Source organism: Streptomyces sp. NPDC002817, assembly GCF_053592055.1.
On record NZ_JBSFUY010000019.1, the window covers coordinates 96,642 to 112,282 of the forward strand.

Annotated in this window: 15 protein-coding genes; 7 read left to right on the top strand and 8 right to left on the bottom strand. The window is 71.2% G+C overall.

The window, feature by feature from the left end; genetic code table 11:
- Nucleotides 1-38: 38 nt before the first annotated feature.
- From ACWD3I_RS30330 to ACWD3I_RS30350, 5 genes are read right to left on the bottom strand one after another with little or no spacing between them, the layout of a single operon-like run.
- Complete coding sequence (locus tag ACWD3I_RS30330; RefSeq protein WP_365406046.1) at nt 39-911, bottom strand: glycosyltransferase family 2 protein; 873 nt, start codon at nt 909-911, stop codon at nt 39-41.
- Between the two features lie 5 nt (nt 912-916).
- Nucleotides 917-1,696 carry a CDP-alcohol phosphatidyltransferase family protein gene (locus ACWD3I_RS30335; RefSeq protein ID WP_365406012.1) on the bottom strand — a complete coding sequence of 260 codons (780 nt, stop codon included), beginning with the start codon at nt 1,694-1,696 and terminating at the stop codon, nt 917-919.
- Nucleotides 1,674-2,735 carry an iron-containing alcohol dehydrogenase family protein gene (locus ACWD3I_RS30340; protein ID WP_046256347.1) on the bottom strand — a complete coding sequence of 354 codons (1,062 nt, stop codon included), beginning with the start codon at nt 2,733-2,735 and terminating at the stop codon, nt 1,674-1,676. The genes ACWD3I_RS30335 and ACWD3I_RS30340 overlap by 23 nt, the downstream gene beginning before the upstream one ends.
- Nucleotides 2,723-3,475 carry a phosphocholine cytidylyltransferase family protein gene (locus ACWD3I_RS30345; RefSeq protein WP_365406010.1) on the bottom strand — a complete coding sequence of 251 codons (753 nt, stop codon included), beginning with the start codon at nt 3,473-3,475 and terminating at the stop codon, nt 2,723-2,725. Before ACWD3I_RS30345 ends, ACWD3I_RS30340 begins: the two co-directional genes overlap by 13 nt.
- Entirely contained in the window at nt 3,472-5,265 is a 1,794-nt protein-coding gene (locus ACWD3I_RS30350; protein WP_365406007.1) for a DUF5941 domain-containing protein, read from the bottom strand. The genes ACWD3I_RS30345 and ACWD3I_RS30350 overlap by 4 nt, the downstream gene beginning before the upstream one ends.
- A gap of 284 nt (nt 5,266-5,549) precedes the next feature.
- Here ACWD3I_RS30350 and galE point away from each other — a divergent pair, with 284 nt between their 5' ends.
- The 3 genes from galE to idi all read left to right on the top strand — a co-directional run bounded on the left by galE (nt 5,550) and on the right by idi (nt 8,397).
- Entirely contained in the window at nt 5,550-6,515 is a 966-nt protein-coding gene (gene galE, locus ACWD3I_RS30355; RefSeq protein ID WP_365406005.1) for a UDP-glucose 4-epimerase GalE, read from the top strand.
- 148 nt (nt 6,516-6,663) lie between these two features.
- A complete protein-coding gene (locus ACWD3I_RS30360) occupies nt 6,664-7,605 on the top strand; it encodes a cation diffusion facilitator family transporter (RefSeq protein WP_365406002.1) in 942 nt (313 codons plus the stop codon).
- A 198-nt stretch (nt 7,606-7,803) separates the two neighbouring features.
- Nucleotides 7,804-8,397, top strand: a complete 594-nt coding sequence (gene idi, locus ACWD3I_RS30365) for an isopentenyl-diphosphate Delta-isomerase (protein WP_365405999.1) — start codon at nt 7,804-7,806, stop codon at nt 8,395-8,397.
- A gap of 10 nt (nt 8,398-8,407) precedes the next feature.
- On the opposite strand, the gene ACWD3I_RS30370 is transcribed toward idi, so the two are convergent.
- The gene (locus tag ACWD3I_RS30370; protein ID WP_365406042.1) at nt 8,408-8,917 is read right to left on the bottom strand and encodes an ATP-binding protein; all 510 of its coding nucleotides are present in this window, start codon (nt 8,915-8,917) and stop codon (nt 8,408-8,410) included.
- Between the two features lie 359 nt (nt 8,918-9,276).
- On the opposite strand from ACWD3I_RS30370, the gene ACWD3I_RS30375 reads away from it, so the two are divergent.
- Nucleotides 9,277-10,026, top strand: a complete 750-nt coding sequence (locus ACWD3I_RS30375) for an enoyl-CoA hydratase/isomerase family protein (RefSeq protein WP_365405997.1) — start codon at nt 9,277-9,279, stop codon at nt 10,024-10,026.
- On the opposite strand, the gene ACWD3I_RS30380 is transcribed toward ACWD3I_RS30375, so the two are convergent.
- Together ACWD3I_RS30380 and ACWD3I_RS30385 are read right to left on the bottom strand one after the other, a co-directional pair.
- On the bottom strand, nt 10,013-10,648 hold the full coding sequence (locus ACWD3I_RS30380) for a DJ-1/PfpI family protein (RefSeq protein ID WP_365405994.1): 636 nt from the start codon (nt 10,646-10,648) through the stop codon (nt 10,013-10,015). The genes ACWD3I_RS30375 and ACWD3I_RS30380 overlap by 14 nt on opposite strands.
- A 51-nt stretch (nt 10,649-10,699) precedes the next feature.
- Nucleotides 10,700-11,659: a GlxA family transcriptional regulator gene (locus ACWD3I_RS30385; protein ID WP_365405991.1), complete on the bottom strand. Its 960-nt coding sequence runs from the start codon at nt 11,657-11,659 to the stop codon at nt 10,700-10,702.
- A 113-nt stretch (nt 11,660-11,772) separates the two neighbouring features.
- Here ACWD3I_RS30385 and ACWD3I_RS30390 point away from each other — a divergent pair, with 113 nt between their 5' ends.
- The 3 genes from ACWD3I_RS30390 (at nt 11,773) to ACWD3I_RS30400 (ending at nt 15,571) form a co-directional block, all read left to right on the top strand.
- Nucleotides 11,773-12,642: an SCO6745 family protein gene (locus ACWD3I_RS30390; protein ID WP_365405988.1), complete on the top strand. Its 870-nt coding sequence runs from the start codon at nt 11,773-11,775 to the stop codon at nt 12,640-12,642.
- Nucleotides 12,643-12,956: 314 nt separating this feature from the next.
- Nucleotides 12,957-13,088 carry an LPFR motif small protein gene (locus tag ACWD3I_RS30395; protein WP_252100555.1) on the top strand — a complete coding sequence of 44 codons (132 nt, stop codon included), beginning with the start codon at nt 12,957-12,959 and terminating at the stop codon, nt 13,086-13,088.
- A gap of 80 nt (nt 13,089-13,168) precedes the next feature.
- The gene (locus ACWD3I_RS30400; protein WP_365405984.1) at nt 13,169-15,571 is read left to right on the top strand and encodes a Tex family protein; all 2,403 of its coding nucleotides are present in this window, start codon (nt 13,169-13,171) and stop codon (nt 15,569-15,571) included.
- Nucleotides 15,572-15,641: the final 70 nt, after the last annotated feature.

Below are 15,641 nucleotides of genomic sequence, written 5' to 3' on the forward strand. Positions count from 1 at the left end.
CTCGGTCGGGCCCGGTGGTGCTCTCAGTTTCGAGCTTGTCAGATGACCGGGGGCCGGCCCAGTCGGGTCAGCCGCCACACCGTACGCCACTTCATCGGCCTGCGGGGGCCGCACGCGGTGGTCCAGCCTTCCCGGAATCCGCCGAACCACGCCTTCAGCGCGGGCCGCGAGGGGCGGCGCAGCAGGGTGAGCAGCATCCAGACCCCGAGGTAGACCGGGACCAGGAGGGCGGGGAGGTTGCGGCGGGCGAGCCAGACGCGGTTGCGGGCGACCATGCGGTGGTAGACCGCGTGCCGCGAGGGCGCGGTCGTGGGGTGGTACAGCACCATGTCGGACCGGTAGTCGATCATCCAGCCCGCGTCGAGAGCCCGCCATGCCAGGTCGGTTTCCTCATGGGCGTAGAAGAATTCGTCCGGGAGACCGCCGACTTCGGCGAAGACCTTCGTCCGTACGGCGTTGGCGCCGCCGAGGAAGGTGGTGACCCGGGAGGAGCGCATCGGGTCGGCGGCGCGCAGCCGGGGGACGTGGCGGCGCTGGGTCTCGCCGGTGTCCGGGTCGGCGATGCGGAAGCTGATGATGCCGAGCTCGGGGTCGGCCTCGAAGGCCTGGCGGCACAGCTCGGCGGTGTCGTGCGTCGCGAGCAGGCCGTCGTCGTCGAGGAAGAGCAGTATGTCGACGTCGCGGCCGCCGGGGCCGAAGGCCTCGATGCCGACGTTGCGGCCGCCGGGGATGCCGAGGTTCTCGGGCAGCTCGACCGTGCGGACGCCCTCGGGGACGTCCGGGACGGGCGAGCCGTTGCCGACGACGGCCACCTCGACGCGGTCGCCGTCCTGCTTGGCGACCGAGTCGAGCAGGGCCCGCAGTTCGTCGGGGCGGTTGCCCATGGTGATGATGACCGCGCCGACCTTCATGCCGCTCACTTCAGCCTGCTGGAGGCGAGGATGGACACGAGGTGCAGCAGGGTCTGGAGCAGCGCGATGCCTGCGAGGACCGCGACGCCGAGCCGGGTGTAGAAGAGGTCGCCGCGCATCTGGTCGACGATCGCCAGGACCAGGATCAGCAGGGAGGCCTCGATGCCGAGGATCAGCCGGTGGAACTTCAGCAGGGCGGCGGCCTTGCGGGCCAGTGCCATACCGGAGGAGCGCATCTCGGACGCCGATTCCTGGACCGGCGGCTTGCCGGTCTGGTGCCGGGCGACACCGACGAGGTCGGTCTCCGCCTTGATCAGGATGGCGCCGAGCGCGGCCAGGGTGCCCAGGAAGGCCCACAGCCAGTCGATCCGGCCACTGCCCCACAGGTCGGCGGCGCGCAGACCGAAGCCGACCAGCACGGCGGCGTCGGTCAGGTAGGCGCCGACCCGGTCCAGGTAGACGCCGTTGAGCGAGTACTGCTTCTTCCAGCGGGCGATCTCGCCGTCGACGCAGTCCAGCAGCAGATACATCTGCACGCAGACCACACCGAGCACGGCCCCCGGGATCCCCGGCACGAGAAGTGCCGGGGCCGCGAGGACGCCGAAGACGGTCATCAGGTACGTGAGCTGGTTGGGCGTGACCCTGGTGTTGACCAGGTAGCGGTCGATCCGCAGGGACACCTCGCGCATGTAGAGGCGCCCCATCCAGTGCTCACCGCTGCGCCGGTCCTTCACCCCTGCGGGGTGCACGACCGGACGGAGTTCAGCTACCGATGGTCTTGACATAGTCGACGTAGAGATCCTTGATCTGGTCGGGCTTGAGGTCGAGGTGTTCGAGGATCGTGTACCGGCCGGGCCGGGTCTCCGGAGCGAACTCCACGGCGCGGACGAACTCGTCCACGGTGAAGCCGATCTCCTCCGGCAGCACCGGCAGTCCGTGCCGGCGCAGCACGGAGGCCATGTGCGCCGACTCCTCGTGGGCACCTCGCAGGAACATCGCGAAGGTGGCGCCCAGTCCGCACTGTTCGCCGTGGGCGGCGGCGCGTTTGGGGAACAGCAGGTCGAATGCGTGGTTGATCTCGTGGCAGGCACCCGAGGAGGGGCGGGAGTCACCCGAGACCGACATGGCGATACCGCTGAGCACCAGCGCCTCGGCGAGCACCTGGAGGAAGTCCGTGTCCCCTATGCCGCCGGGGTGCCGGAGAACCGCCTCACCGGCCTGGCGGGCGATCGCGGCGGCCAGGCCGTCGATCTTCTCGCCCTTGACGCGGTTGGCCAGCTCCCAGTCCGCGATCGCGGAGACGTTGGAGACGGCGTCGCCGATGCCCGCGCGCACGAAGCGGGCCGGGGCCTCGTGGATGACGTCGAGGTCGATGACGACCGCGATCGGGTTCGGCACACCGTACGAGCCGCGGCCTGCGTCATTGTCGAGGGTCGCGACCGGGGAGCACAGGCCGTCGTGCGCGAGGTTCGTCGGTACGGCGACCAGCGGCAGGCCGACGCGCGCCGCGGCGAACTTGGCGCAGTCGATGATCTTGCCGCCGCCGAGGCCCACGACCGCGTCGTAGTGGCCGGCCTTTATGTCACTGGCCAGCTGCACGGCGTCGTCGAGGGTGCCGCCGCCGACCTCGTACCAGGTGGCGCCGGGGAGCGAGGGTTCGAGCCGCTGCCGCAGCCGGGCGCCGGAGCCGCCGCTGACGGCGACGGCGAGCCTGCCGGAGTGCGAGATGCGCTCGTCGGCGAGGACGCCCACCAGGTCGTCGAGGGCACCCGGACGGATGTCGACGACGACCGGAGCGGGGATGAGCCGGGTCAGTAGAGGCACGCGATCTCCCGTCCGCGGGCGAGATCGTCGTGATTGTCGATCTCCACCCACTTGACGTCGCCGATCGGCGCCACGTCGATCCTGAAGCCGCGGTTCACGAGCTCCTGGTAGCCGTGCTCGTAGAACTGCTGCGGGTCGGTCTCCCAGACCGTCTTCAGCGCGTCGGCCAGCTCGGGGGCGGCGTCGCCCTCGATGAGGGTGACGCCGATGTACTCACCGGTCGCCTCGGCCGGGTCCATCAGCTTGGTGATCTTCGTCATGCCCTTCTCGGGGTCGACGACGACCTTCATCTCCTCGTCCGCGAGGGACTTCACGGTGTCGAGGGCGAGGATGATCTTCTTGCCCTCGCCGCGGGCGGCGAGCAGGGTCTTCTCCACCGAGACCGGGTGGACGGTGTCGCCGTTGGCGAGGATCACGCCGTCCTTGAGGGCGTCGCGTCCGCACCACAGGGAGTAGGCGTTGTTCCACTCCTCGGCCTTGTCGTTGTCGATGAGGGTGAGCTTGAGGCCGTACTTCGCCTCCAGCGCCGCCTTGCGCTCGTACACGGCTTCCTTGCGGTAGCCGACGATGATCGCGACCTCGGTCAGTCCGATCTCGGCGAAGTTGCCGAGAGTGAGGTCAAGAACCGTGGGTTCGCCCTCTATGCCCGCGGGACCCACCGGCACCAGAGCCTTGGGAAGGCTGTCGGTGTAGGGGCGCAGACGCCGTCCGGCGCCGGCCGCCAGCACGAGGCCGATCATGCGGGTTCTCCTTCATCGTGTACGGCGGGCGCCCCGGAGGACACCCAGAAGCGGATGCTCTCGACGAGCACCAGCAGGGCGACGGCCACGGCGAGAGCCGTGAGCGCGACCGTGAACTGCGAGGCGGTGAGCGCGGCGGCCAGGACGGTGACGAGCAGCGTCCGCCCGTCGTGCCCCCCGATGGCGCGCACCAGCCAGGCCGGGGACGCGCCGGCGTTGCCGCGGATGCGGTACACCGTGTCGTAGTGATGGTAGGCGACCGCGGCCACCAGCCCGAAAGCCGCAGGAAGGGCTCCGTTCACATCGGCCTTGGCCGCCAGGACCAGGACGGTGCAGTACTCGGCCGCCCTGAAGAACGGGGGGATCAGCCAGTCGAGGGCGCCCTTGAGGGGGTGCGAGACGGCGTCGGCGGACAGCAGTACATAGACGGCGGCGCACACGACGACCGACCAGCCCGGCCCGTCGATCCAGGCCGCCAGTACGAGAAGCACGGCACCGATCGCGGCGATGACGGGTGCCAGCGCGGGGAACCTGCTCGGCAGGAAGCGCCCGAGCAGCTGGGCGAGCGGCCCGGTGTCCGCGAGGTCCGCCAGGGCCTGTGCCGCGCGGTCCGTCCGCTTGGCCTTGCGGGTCAGCGACCGCAGCACCCGGCCCGCGGTGGTGTACGTCGCCGCGAACGCGCAGCCGATGAGCAGCGCGTAGAAGGTGATCCGAGGAGTCGTGGCCGCCGTCAGGATCGCGATCATCGCCCAGCGCTCGCCGATCGGCAGCACGATCATCCGGCGGATCCACACCGTCCAGCCGACGCTGTCGAGCTTGTCCGAAAGCGCCGCCGTGGGGCTGGTGTTGGCGGTGGCGTCGTGGTTCGCCTCGTTGAAGGAGAAGTCGACGACGTGCCGGCAGGTCTGCAGGATCATCGCGCCGAGCGCCAGCGCCCAGACGTCGTCGCCGCCGCGGGCCGCGCCCAGCGCGAGACCGGCGTAGTAGGCGTACTCCTTGGCCCGGTCGAAGGTGGCGTCGAGCCAGGCGCCGAGCGTGGAGTACTGCAGGGAGTAGCGGGCGATCTGGCCGTCGACGCAGTCCAGGACGAAGGACGCGATCAGCAGGACGCCGGCGGCGATGTAGCCGGCCCGGGTGCCGGTGGCCGCGCTGCCCGCCGCGATCAGGGCGGTGAGCAGGGAGGCGGTGGTGACCTGGTTCGGGGTCAGGCCCCGGCGGGCGCACCAGCGGGCGATGTAGCGGGAGTAGGGGCTGATGAAGTGAGTGGTGAAGAAACCGTCGCGGGACTTCACGGCCGACTTCAGGCGTACGGCTTCGTCGTCGACGTCCGCGACGGCCTGCCGTGCCTCGTTGCGGGCCTGCGGGTCGGCGGGCACGGCGGCGACCAGGCTGCCGAGCTCGGGGTGGTGGACACCGGCGTTCTCGGTGTCCAGCGCGGTGACGATGCGGTCGGCGAGGCTGTCGACGGCGACCGTCGTCCCGCCGCCGGCGCTGCTCTCCCGGGCCATCGCACGGGTCAGGGCCTGCCGCCCGGCCGGCTGGGCGGTGACGGCGCCGGAGATCGCGGCGAGCGGGAAGCGGGGGTCGGTGAGGCCGAGGCGCAGGGCGTGCGGGTGGCCCACGAAGCGGGCGTCGACCACGGCGACCCGCTGGTCGCCCGGGACCTGGGCGAGGAGCGTCTCGGCGTCGGCGGCGTCCGAGGCAACCCGGACGTCGAAGCCGAGCGACCGCAGATCGCCCTCGATCGACGATCCGGGGACCGGCTGACCGGTGAGGATGGCGGTCGACAACCGAACTCACTCCCTGGGTGCCGACGCGGGGCGCCGGTCATCTGCATGGTGGGGGCGCCCCTCGGCGTGGCTCGGCGCGCCCGGGCGGCATGTCGGCAGAGGCTATCGGATGCCGGGAAGCCTGCGTTCACCGCCCGTTCACGGGCCGATCAACGCCGTCTCCCCCGGCCTTTGCCGCGATCATCATGGGTGATCACAGGCCTCGCCCACAAACCGCGGGCCGGCGGACCGGGCATCCGGGACATTGCGGGGCCCACCATCACCTCGGCATAGGGTGGGCGACCATGACATGGCTGATCACAGGTGGAGCGGGATACATAGGGGCCCACGTGGCGCGGGCCATGACGGACGCCGGGGAACGCGTCCTCGCGCTGGACGATCTGTCGGCGGGGATCCCGGCACGGCTGCCCGCGGACGTGACGCTGGTACGGGGTTCGTCGCTGGACGCCGCTCTGCTGAAGCGGGTGCTCGCCGAGCACGAGGTGACCGGGGTGGTGCACCTGGCCGCGCGCAAGCAGGTCGCCGAGTCCGTCGCCCAGCCGATGCGCTACTACCAGGAGAACGTGGGCGGACTGGCGACGCTCCTCGAAGCCGTCGCCGAGGCCGGGATCGAGCGCTTCCTCTTCTCCTCGTCCGCCGCCGTCTACGGCAACCCCGACGCGGAGCTGATCACGGAGGACACCCCGTGCGCCCCGGTGAACCCGTACGGCGAGACGAAGCTCACCGGTGAGTGGCTGGTGCGGGCGGCCGGCCAGGCGCACGGCATCTCGACGGTGTGCCTGCGCTACTTCAACGTGGCGGGCGCGGCCACGCCGGAGCTGGCGGACACCGGTGTCTTCAACATCGTGCCGATGGTCTTCGACCGGCTCACCCGCGACGAGGCCCCGCGGATCTTCGGCGCCGACTATCCGACGCCGGACGGCACCTGCATCCGTGACTACATCCATGTCGCCGACCTGGCGGAGGCGCATCTGGCGGCCGCACAAGGGCTCGGGGACCGCAGCGGGGACCTGACCGTCAACATCGGCCGCGGCGAGGGCGTCTCCGTGCGCGAGATGGTCACCGTCATCGGCGAGGTCACCGGCGACCGGCGGCCCGCCGTCGTGGAGCCCCGCCGCCCCGGCGACGCCCCGGTCTCGGTGGCCTCGGCCGCCCGGGCCGCCGAGGAGCTCGGCTGGACGGCCCGCCGCGGGGTGCACGAGATGATCGAGTCGGCGTGGCGGGGCTGGCAGCTGCACCACGCCCGGTGAATCGGGAGCGTTCTGACCTGCGGATCGTTTCCGCAGGTCAGGGCACATGACAACGGTGTTCAGTGCCGCGTTGCCCCATACCCCCCACCCGTAGTTCACTGTGATCCCGGGCGGGCTGTTCCGGGTCGACACACAGGAGGCGGCTTCCATGGGGGCTGGGCACGATCACGGGCACGCGCACTCGCATGCGCCGGCCGGCGGTACGGCGACGGCGGCGTACCGCGGCAGGCTGCGGGTCGCGCTGTCGATCACGCTCACCGTCATGGTGGTCGAGATCGTCGGCGGCGTCATGGCGGACTCGCTCGCCCTGGTCGCGGACGCGGCGCACATGGCGACGGACGCGCTGGGCCTCGGCATGGCCCTGATGGCGATCCACTTCGCGAGCCTCCCGCCGAGCGGGAAGCGCACCTTCGGTTACGCCCGCGCGGAGATCCTCGCCGCGCTCGCCAACTGTCTGCTGCTGCTCGGCGTCGGCGGGTACGTCCTGTACGAGGCGATCCAGCGGTTCATGACGCCCGCCGGTACCGAGGGCGGGCTGACCATCGTGTTCGGCGCGATCGGCCTGGTCGCGAACATGATCTCGCTGTCGCTGCTGGTGCGCGGACAGGCCGAGAGCCTGAACGTTCGGGGCGCCTTCCTGGAGGTCGCGGCGGACGCGCTGGGCTCGCTCGCGGTGATCATCTCCGCGGTGGTGATCCTGACCACCGGCTGGCAGGCCGCCGACCCGATCGCCTCCCTGGTCATCGGCCTGATGATCGTGCCGCGCACCTGGAAGCTGCTGCGGGAGACCCTCGACGTACTGCTGGAGGCGGCCCCGAAGAACGTCGACATGGACGACGTACGGGCCCACATACTGGCCCTCGACGGCGTCGAGGACGTCCACGACCTGCACGCCTGGACGATCACCTCCGGGATGCCGGTGCTGTCCGCGCACGTGGTGGTGCGCTCGGACGTGCTGAGTGCGATCGGTCACGAGAAGATGCTCCACGAGCTCCAGGGCTGCCTGGGCGACCACTTCGACGTGGAGCACTGCACCTTCCAGCTGGAGCCGGTCGGGCACGCGGAGCACGAGGCGAAGCTCTGCCACTGAGAGTTTCGCAAGCACGCTCGAACGTCCCGAAAGTACGTTTCAGACGGAATGCAGCGATCCGGTGGCCGGCTGCGTCCTCCACCCCACAGCGCCACCCCGGACGGTTCCCCGTCCGCCGCGCCGGGCACGATCAACTGCCGGTAGTGCCGTATTTGTGCGGCACACTTGGTGCGCGAAAAACCGATGCGAAGGATGGGCATGCCGATCACACCTGCCACCGCGACGCACAGTCCGTCGAACGGCACAGCTGACGCGATTCTGCTGGAACTCGTCGACGAGGACGGCGTCACGATCGGCACCGCGGAGAAGCTCGCCGCCCATCAGGCGCCGGGGCAACTGCACCGCGCCTTCTCCGTGTTCCTGTTCGACGAGCGGGGCCGGCTGCTGCTCCAGCAGCGCGCGCTGGGCAAGTACCACTCCCCCGGTGTGTGGTCCAACACCTGCTGCGGCCACCCCTATCCGGGTGAGGCGCCCTTCGCGGCGGCCGCCCGGCGGACGTACGAGGAGCTGGGCGCCTCCCCGTCGCTGCTCGCCGAGGCGGGCACGGTCCGCTACAACCACCCGGACCCGGACTCGGGCCTGGTGGAGCAGGAGTACAACCACCTCTTCGTGGGCCTGCTTCAGTCGCCCCTGCGCCCGGATCCGGAGGAGATCGGCGAGATGGTCTTCGTGACACCCGCCGAGCTGGCGGAGCGGCATGCCAAGGACACCTTCTCGTCCTGGTTCATGACGGTGCTGGACGCGGCCCGGCCCGCGGTCAGGGAGCTGACGGGCCCGTCCGCCGGCTGGTGACGCCCGCTTCCTAGGGCACCCGCGCGGGTACGAGCGGCAGGGCGGCCCAGATCACCTTGCCGCCGTTCGCCGTGTGCTCGACATCGCAGACGCCGCCCGCCTCGCGGGTGACCTCGCGCACCAGCAGCAGCCCGCGGCCGCCGGTCTGGCCGTGGTCGGCCTCCAGGGCGGTCGGGCGGTAGGGGTGGTTGTCCTCCACCGACACCCGCACCCACTCGGCGCCGACGGCGACCTCCACGGCGAGCATCGGCGACAGCAGGGCCGCGTGCCGCACCGCGTTGGTGACCAGTTCGGAGACGATCAGCAGGAGTCCCTGCACCAGGTCGTCCGAGACCGGTACGCCCTGGCGCAGCAGCAGGTCCCGCACGGCGTGCCGCGCCTGCGGGACCGAGACGTCGACGGCGGGGGCGGTGAACCGCCAGACGCCCTCGTACGGCAGTGGTCCGGGCGGACCGAGGGCCGGCTCCTCGACCTCGCCGGCTGCTGGGCGTGGGCCGGACCCGCGCCCATGGTTCTCCATTGTCCGGTCGCCACCCTTGCGCTCGATTGTCACCACACGTCGAGTGTTGGCAGCGAGTCGCTCCGCGCCGGATGACTGAACAGAAGTCAGCAGATATCGAGCGTTTGTGATCGCTCTCGCATGACACGGTCGACTATGAGACTGCCCGTGTCCCACTTTTGCCGTGTTCGCGAACTATTCGGGTTGTACGGGTTGGGCGACCGCGTCGTCCTTTGCGCTCCGTGTGTCGTCCTCGGCGGCGAGCCGTGCGGAGACCGTGCCGACGATACGCCGCCCGCAGGTCGTCCCTGTCCATCGGCGCCTCCTCGCACGGAACCCCTCCCCGGTCGGACGAGCGTCGGGGCGGTTAGCATCCGGCCATGGAGCCCCAGCTGCTGTACAGCGTGACCGATTCGGTCGCCACCGTCGTCATCCACCATCCGGCCAAGCGCAACGCGATGACAGCCGCGATGTGGCGGGCGCTGCCGCCGCTGCTCGACACCCTCGCCGCCGACCCGGACGTACGGGCCCTGGTGCTCACCGGGGAGGGCGGGACGTTCTGCGCCGGCGCCGACATCTCCACACTGCGGGGGTCGCCGGACGAGGCGCAGGGGCTCGCGATGGCGGCCGAGGAGGCGCTCGCCGCCTTTCCGAAGCCGACGCTGGCCGCCATCCGCGGGCACTGCGTGGGCGGCGGTTCACAGCTCGCGGCGGCCTGCGATCTGCGGTTCGCGCAGGAGGGTTCGCTGTTCGGGGTGACCCCGGCCAAGCTGGGGATCGTGTATCCGGCCTCCTCCACCCGGCGGTTGGTGGCACTGGTGGGTCCGGCCGCCACCAAGTACCTGCTGTTCTCCGGCGAGTTGATCGACACCGATCGGGCGCTGCGCAGCGGGCTGGTCGACGAGGTGCTGCCGGAGGGCGAACTGGGCAAGCGGGTCGCGGAGTTCACCCGGATCCTGGTGTCCCGTTCACAGTTGACGCAGGCCGCGGCGAAGGAGTTCGCGGGCGGGGTCGTGGACCGGGACGGTCACTGGGCCGAGCAGGCACGCGGCAACGGCGACACCGCGGAGGGCGTCGCCGCGTTCCTGGAGCGCAGGCAGCCGCGCTTCACCTGGACTACTTCGGGGTGAACCGGCTCTTGGAGCGCAACTCCTCGACGAGGTGCGCTGGAGCCTTCTGGGGCGAGCCGGCGTCGTAGGGCGGCTGCGGGTCGTACTCCGTGAACAGCTGTACGGCCTGGGCGTGTTCGTCGCCGGCGATCCGGCCGAGCAGCGTGAGCCCCATGTCGATGCCGGAGGAGACGCCGGCCGCGGTGACGTACTTGCCGTCGAGGACGACCCGCTCCCCCGTGGGCTCGGCCCCGAACTGCTTCAGATGGTCCAGGGCGAGCCAGTGGGAGGTCGCGCGGCGGCCGTCGAGGAGTCCGGCGGCTGCCAGCAGCAGCGATCCGGTGCACACGGATGTCGTCCAGGTGCTGGTGGCGTCGGCGGTGCGCAGCCAGTCCAGGAGGATCTCGTTCTCCATCTGCGGGGTCTGTCCGGGGCCGCCGGGGACGATCACGATGTCCGGGCTCGGCACGTCGGCGAGCGTGCGGTCGGCGGTGATGGCGAGGTTGCCGGTGTCGGAGCGGACGGGGCCCGTCCGCTCGGCGACGAAGAACAGTTCCGCGTCCGGGAGGCGGCCGAGGGTCTCGTACGGTCCCACGGCGTCGAGGGCGGTGAAACGGTCGAACAGGACGATGGCGATCTGCATCGGGATCCTTTCGGTTCGGTGGGCGGATGCCGGAGGGAAGCGACCGGTGTCTCAGTGGGCAGGTGCCGGGCGGAACCGGCGGCGGTACTCGGCCGGTGGCGTTCCCAGGGCTTTGACGAAGGCGCGGCGCATGGTCTCGGAGGTGCCGTAGCCGCTGGCGCGGGAGATCTCCTCGACGCCGTCGGCGGTCTCCTCCAGGAGGCGGCGGGCGTGTTCGAGGCGGACCCGGTCGACGTAGCGGCCGGGGGTCATGCCCGTCTCCGCCTGGAAGGCGCGGGCGAAGTGGCGGGGCGAGAGGCGGGCGCGGGCCGCGAGCGACTCGACGTTCAGGTCACCGTCCGGATGCTCGGTGATCCACTGCTGGACCTCCCTCAGGGGCTCCCGCTGCGCGGTCTGCGCGGCCAGCTGGGCGCTGAACTGGGCCTGGTTGCCCGGTCTGCGCAGGAAGACCACCAGATAGCGGGCGACGGCGAGGGCGACGTCCCGGTCCAGGTCCTCCTCGACCAGCGCGAGGGCGAGGTCGATTCCGGCGGTGACGCCGGCGGAGGTGGCGACCGTTCCGTCCCGGATGAAGATCGGGTCGGGTTCGACGTCGATCGCCGGGTGGTCGCGGGCGAGCGTGTCGCAGTACGCCCAGTGGGTCGTGACGCGGCGGCCGTCCAGCAGGCCCGCCTCGGCGAGCAGGATCGCTCCGGTGCACACGGAGACGAGGCGCTCGGCGCGCGGTCCGTTCTCGCGCAGCCAGCCGGTCAGACGCGGGTCGGGACGGCGGGTGCCCTGACCGCCCGGGACCAGGAGGGTGTGCGGGGCGGGCGCGTCCGTGAGAGCCAGATCCGGTACGAGGGTCAGGCCGCTGGAGGTGCGCACGGGGGCGCCGTCCAGGGAGGCCGTACGGATGCGGTACGTGCCCGGGGTGTGCGTCTCGGCACCGGCGAACACCTCCAGGGGGCCGGTGACGTCGAGGCTCTGCACGTCGTCGAAGAGGACGACGAGGACGGTTCGCTGCGTCATGCACTCGATTCTGGGCGGGCCCGCGGACGGCCGCAATGACGAGTACCCCACCTTTCCTGCCACGTCCTTCCCGGCCCTGGATGACATACCAAGCGGTTGGTAACCTGCCGGGCATGACTACCGCCGCCATCGAGCTCCGGGCCGTCCGCCGCTGCGCGAACGTGCTCAACTCCCTGCACGCCACCTCCTACTTCGCGCCCGAACTGGGCAAGGAGCTGGCCGGGATCGGGATCACGCACCCCAGGGCCGCCAACTTCGCGGTGCGGGCCGCCGCCATGGGGCCGGTGGGCGCCGGGACGGTGACGGCGACGTTCTCCAACTACAAGCACGAGCTCGTGGCCCGGTACGTCCCCGCTGTGTGGGCCATGGCCTCGCCCGAGGCCGTCCTCGCGGCACGCGTGCGTGGCGTAGACGCGGCGCTGCGGCGGCTGCTCGGCGCGCAGACGCTTCTGTCACCGGAGATGGCGGAGGCCGCGGAGCTGGCGCTGCGCGCCACCGAGGCCTGTTCGCGAGGTGCTCGTCCGCTGTACGCGGCGCACGCGGACCTGCCGGTGCCCGAGGAGCCGCACCTGGCGTACTTCCATGCCGCGACCCTGCTGCGCGAGCACCGGGGCGACGGCCATCTCGCCGCGCTGACGGCCGCGGAGCTGGGCGGCCTGGAGGCCATGGTGGCCCACACGGCGACCGGCAAGGGCATGAGCCCCAAGTGGGTGCTCACCACGCGCGGCTGGAGCCAGGACGAATGGGACGCGGCGGTCGGACGGCTCCGGGACCGCGGGCTCCTGGACCAGGCCGGTGAGCTGACCGAGCGCGGCACGGCACTGCGCGAGGAGATCGAGAACGAGACGGACCGGCTGGACCGGGCACCGTACGAGCACCTCGGCGCCACGGGCGTGGCACGACTGACGGAACTCGGGGCGGGCTTCGCACGGGCGGCGTTGGCGGCGGGGGCATATCCGGCGGACCTGATCGGGAAGGGCTGAGCGTCGGGGGCGGGGCTGGACGGTGCGCCGTGGCAGCGGAGCGTGTCGGGGCCGGCCGTCTGAGCACCGGGCGCATGGCGGGGCGGGGCGTATCGGCTGGGCGCATGGCGGGGCGGGCCTGAGCGCCGGGGTGCGTGTCGGGGCGGCGTCTGTGAACAGCCAAAGCATGTCGGGCGGCGTCTTCGGACAGGTGTCATCTCCGCGCGTCGGGTCGGTCTCAGGGCGGCGCCTCCGCGCACTGGACGCATGCCGGGGCGGTGACGAGGTACTCGGGCTTCCCCGGTCGCGTGGCCGGGTGACGAAAGGGGAAGTTCGTGTTCCGAGCGATCGCAGACGTGCTCCGGCAGATCGGCGGCGCCATAGCCACCGTCGTGACGCTGCCCTTCCGGGCGCTGGCCCGGCTGTTCGGCGGTGCCTCGGGCTCCACACGGAGTCGCCGGGCCTGATGTCCGCGCCCTGATCCCCGACTGTCGGTGCCACCTGCCACAATTGCCGCGCAACCTCTGTGAGAAGGCGGTACGGCATCGTGACGACACGCGAGCCCATCGACATCGGATCCATCGAAGGAAGGATCGCCGAGGAGCTCGGCGTTCGGGAGCGGCAGGTCAAGTCCGCCGTGGAGCTGCTCGACGGCGGTTCGACGGTGCCCTTCATCGCCCGCTACCGCAAGGAAGCGACCGAGATGCTCGACGACGCGCAGCTGCGCACGATCGAGGAGCGGCTGCGCTATCTGCGGGAGCTGGAGGAGCGGCGGACGGCGATCCTGGAGTCGGTCCGCGAACAGGGCAAGCTCACCGAGGAGCTGGAGGCGCGGATCCGCGGCGCGGAGACCAAGGCGCGCATCGAGGACATCTACCTGCCGTACAAGCCGAAGCGCAGGACCAAGGCCCAGATCGCCCGGGAGGCCGGTCTGGAGCCGCTCGCCGAGGGCCTGCTCGCGGACCCGGGCGTCGAACCGCTGGCCGCTGCCGCCGCGTTCGTCGACGCCGACAAGGGCGTGGCCGATCCGCAGGCCGCGCTCGACGGCGCTCGGGCCATCCTCACCGAGCGGTTCTCCGAGGACGCCGACCTGATCGGCGAGCTGCGCGAGCGCATGTGGGTGCGCGGGCGCCTCGCCGCCAAGGTGAAGGACGGCAAGGAGGAGGCGGGCGCCAAGTTCGCCGACTACTTCGACTTCGCCGAGCCCTTCAAGCAGCTGCCCTCGCACCGCGTCCTGGCGATGCTGCGCGGCGAGAAGGAGGAGGTCCTCGACCTCGTCCTGGAGCCCGAGGAGGCGACCGAAGGGCCCTCGTCCTACGAGGGGATCGTTGCCCACAAGTTCCAGATCACCGACCGCGGGCGCCCCGGCGACAAATGGCTCAAGGACACGGTCCGTTGGGCCTGGCGCACCCGCATCCTGGTGCACCTCGGCATCGACCTGCGGCTGCGGCTGCGCACCGCCGCCGAGGACGAGGCGGTGAACGTCTTCGCGGCCAACCTCCGCGACCTGCTGCTCGCCGCCCCCGCCGGCACGCGCTCGACGCTCGGCCTGGACCCCGGGTTCCGGACGGGCGTGAAGGTCGCCGTCGTCGACGCCACCGGCAAGGTCGTCGCCACCGACGTCATCTACCCGCACGTCCCGGCCAACAAGTGGGACGAGGCGATCGCCAAGCTGGCCCGCCTCGCCAAGGAGCACGCGGTCGACCTGATCGCGATCGGCAACGGCACGGCGTCCCGCGAGACCGACAAGCTCGCCGGTGAACTCATCACCAAGCACCCCGAGTTGCAGCTCACCAAGGTGATGGTGTCCGAGGCGGGCGCGTCCGTGTACTCGGCGTCGGCCTTCGCCTCGCAGGAACTGCCGGACATGGACGTGTCGCTGCGCGGCGCCGTGTCCATCGCCCGCCGTCTCCAGGACCCGCTCGCCGAGCTGGTGAAGATCGACCCGAAGTCCATCGGTGTCGGCCAGTACCAGCACGACCTGTCCGAGGTGAAGCTGTCGCGTTCGCTGGACGCGGTGGTGGAGGACTGTGTGAACGGCGTGGGGGTGGACGTCAACACGGCGTCGGCCCCGCTGCTCGCCCGGGTCTCCGGCATCACCTCCGGCCTCGCCGAGAACATCGTGGCGCACCGCGACTCCAACGGTCCCTTCACCTCGCGCACCGCGCTGAAGAAGGTGGCCCGGCTGGGTCCGAAGGCCTACGAGCAGTGCGCGGGCTTCCTGCGGATCCGCGGCGGCGACGACCCGCTGGACTCGTCCAGCGTGCACCCCGAGGCGTATCCGGTGGTCCGGCGCATGGTGAAGACGGCGGGCCAGGAGGTCGCCGCGCTCATCGGCAACACGGGTGTGCTGCGGTCGCTGCGGCCGCAGGACTTCGTGGACGAGACGTTCGGTCTCCCGACGGTCAGCGACATCCTCAAGGAGCTGGAGAAGCCGGGGCGCGACCCGCGGCCCGCGTTCAAGACGGCCACCTTCAAGGAGGGCGTCGAGAAGATCTCCGACCTGACGTCCGGGATGGTGCTGGAGGGCGTCGTCACCAACGTGGCGGCCTTCGGGGCGTTCATCGACGTCGGTGTCCACCAGGACGGTCTCGCGCATGTCTCGGCGCTGTCGAAGACGTTCGTGAAGGACCCGCGGGACGTGGTGAAGCCGGGTGACATCGTCAAGGTGAAGGTTCTCGACATCGACATCCCGCGCAAGCGGATCTCGCTGACGCTGCGGCTGGACGACGAAGCGGCTCCGCAGGGTCAGCAGGGTGGCGGGGGCGAGCGCCGGCAGCGGGGCGGACGTCCGCCCCAGCAGCGACAGCAGGGCCAGCAGCGCCAAGGCGGTGGCCGTGGTGCTCAGGGGGGCGGTTCGCGTCAGGCGGCGCCGCCGCCGGCCAACAGCGCGATGGCGGATGCGTTGCGCAAGGCCGGGCTGGTCGATCCGAAGAAGGGCAAGCGCTGACGGCTTCGCCGATCGGGTCGCGGGGAAACCGCGGGGCCGTCGTGGCTGGTCGCGCTCGCGCGGCGGAGCC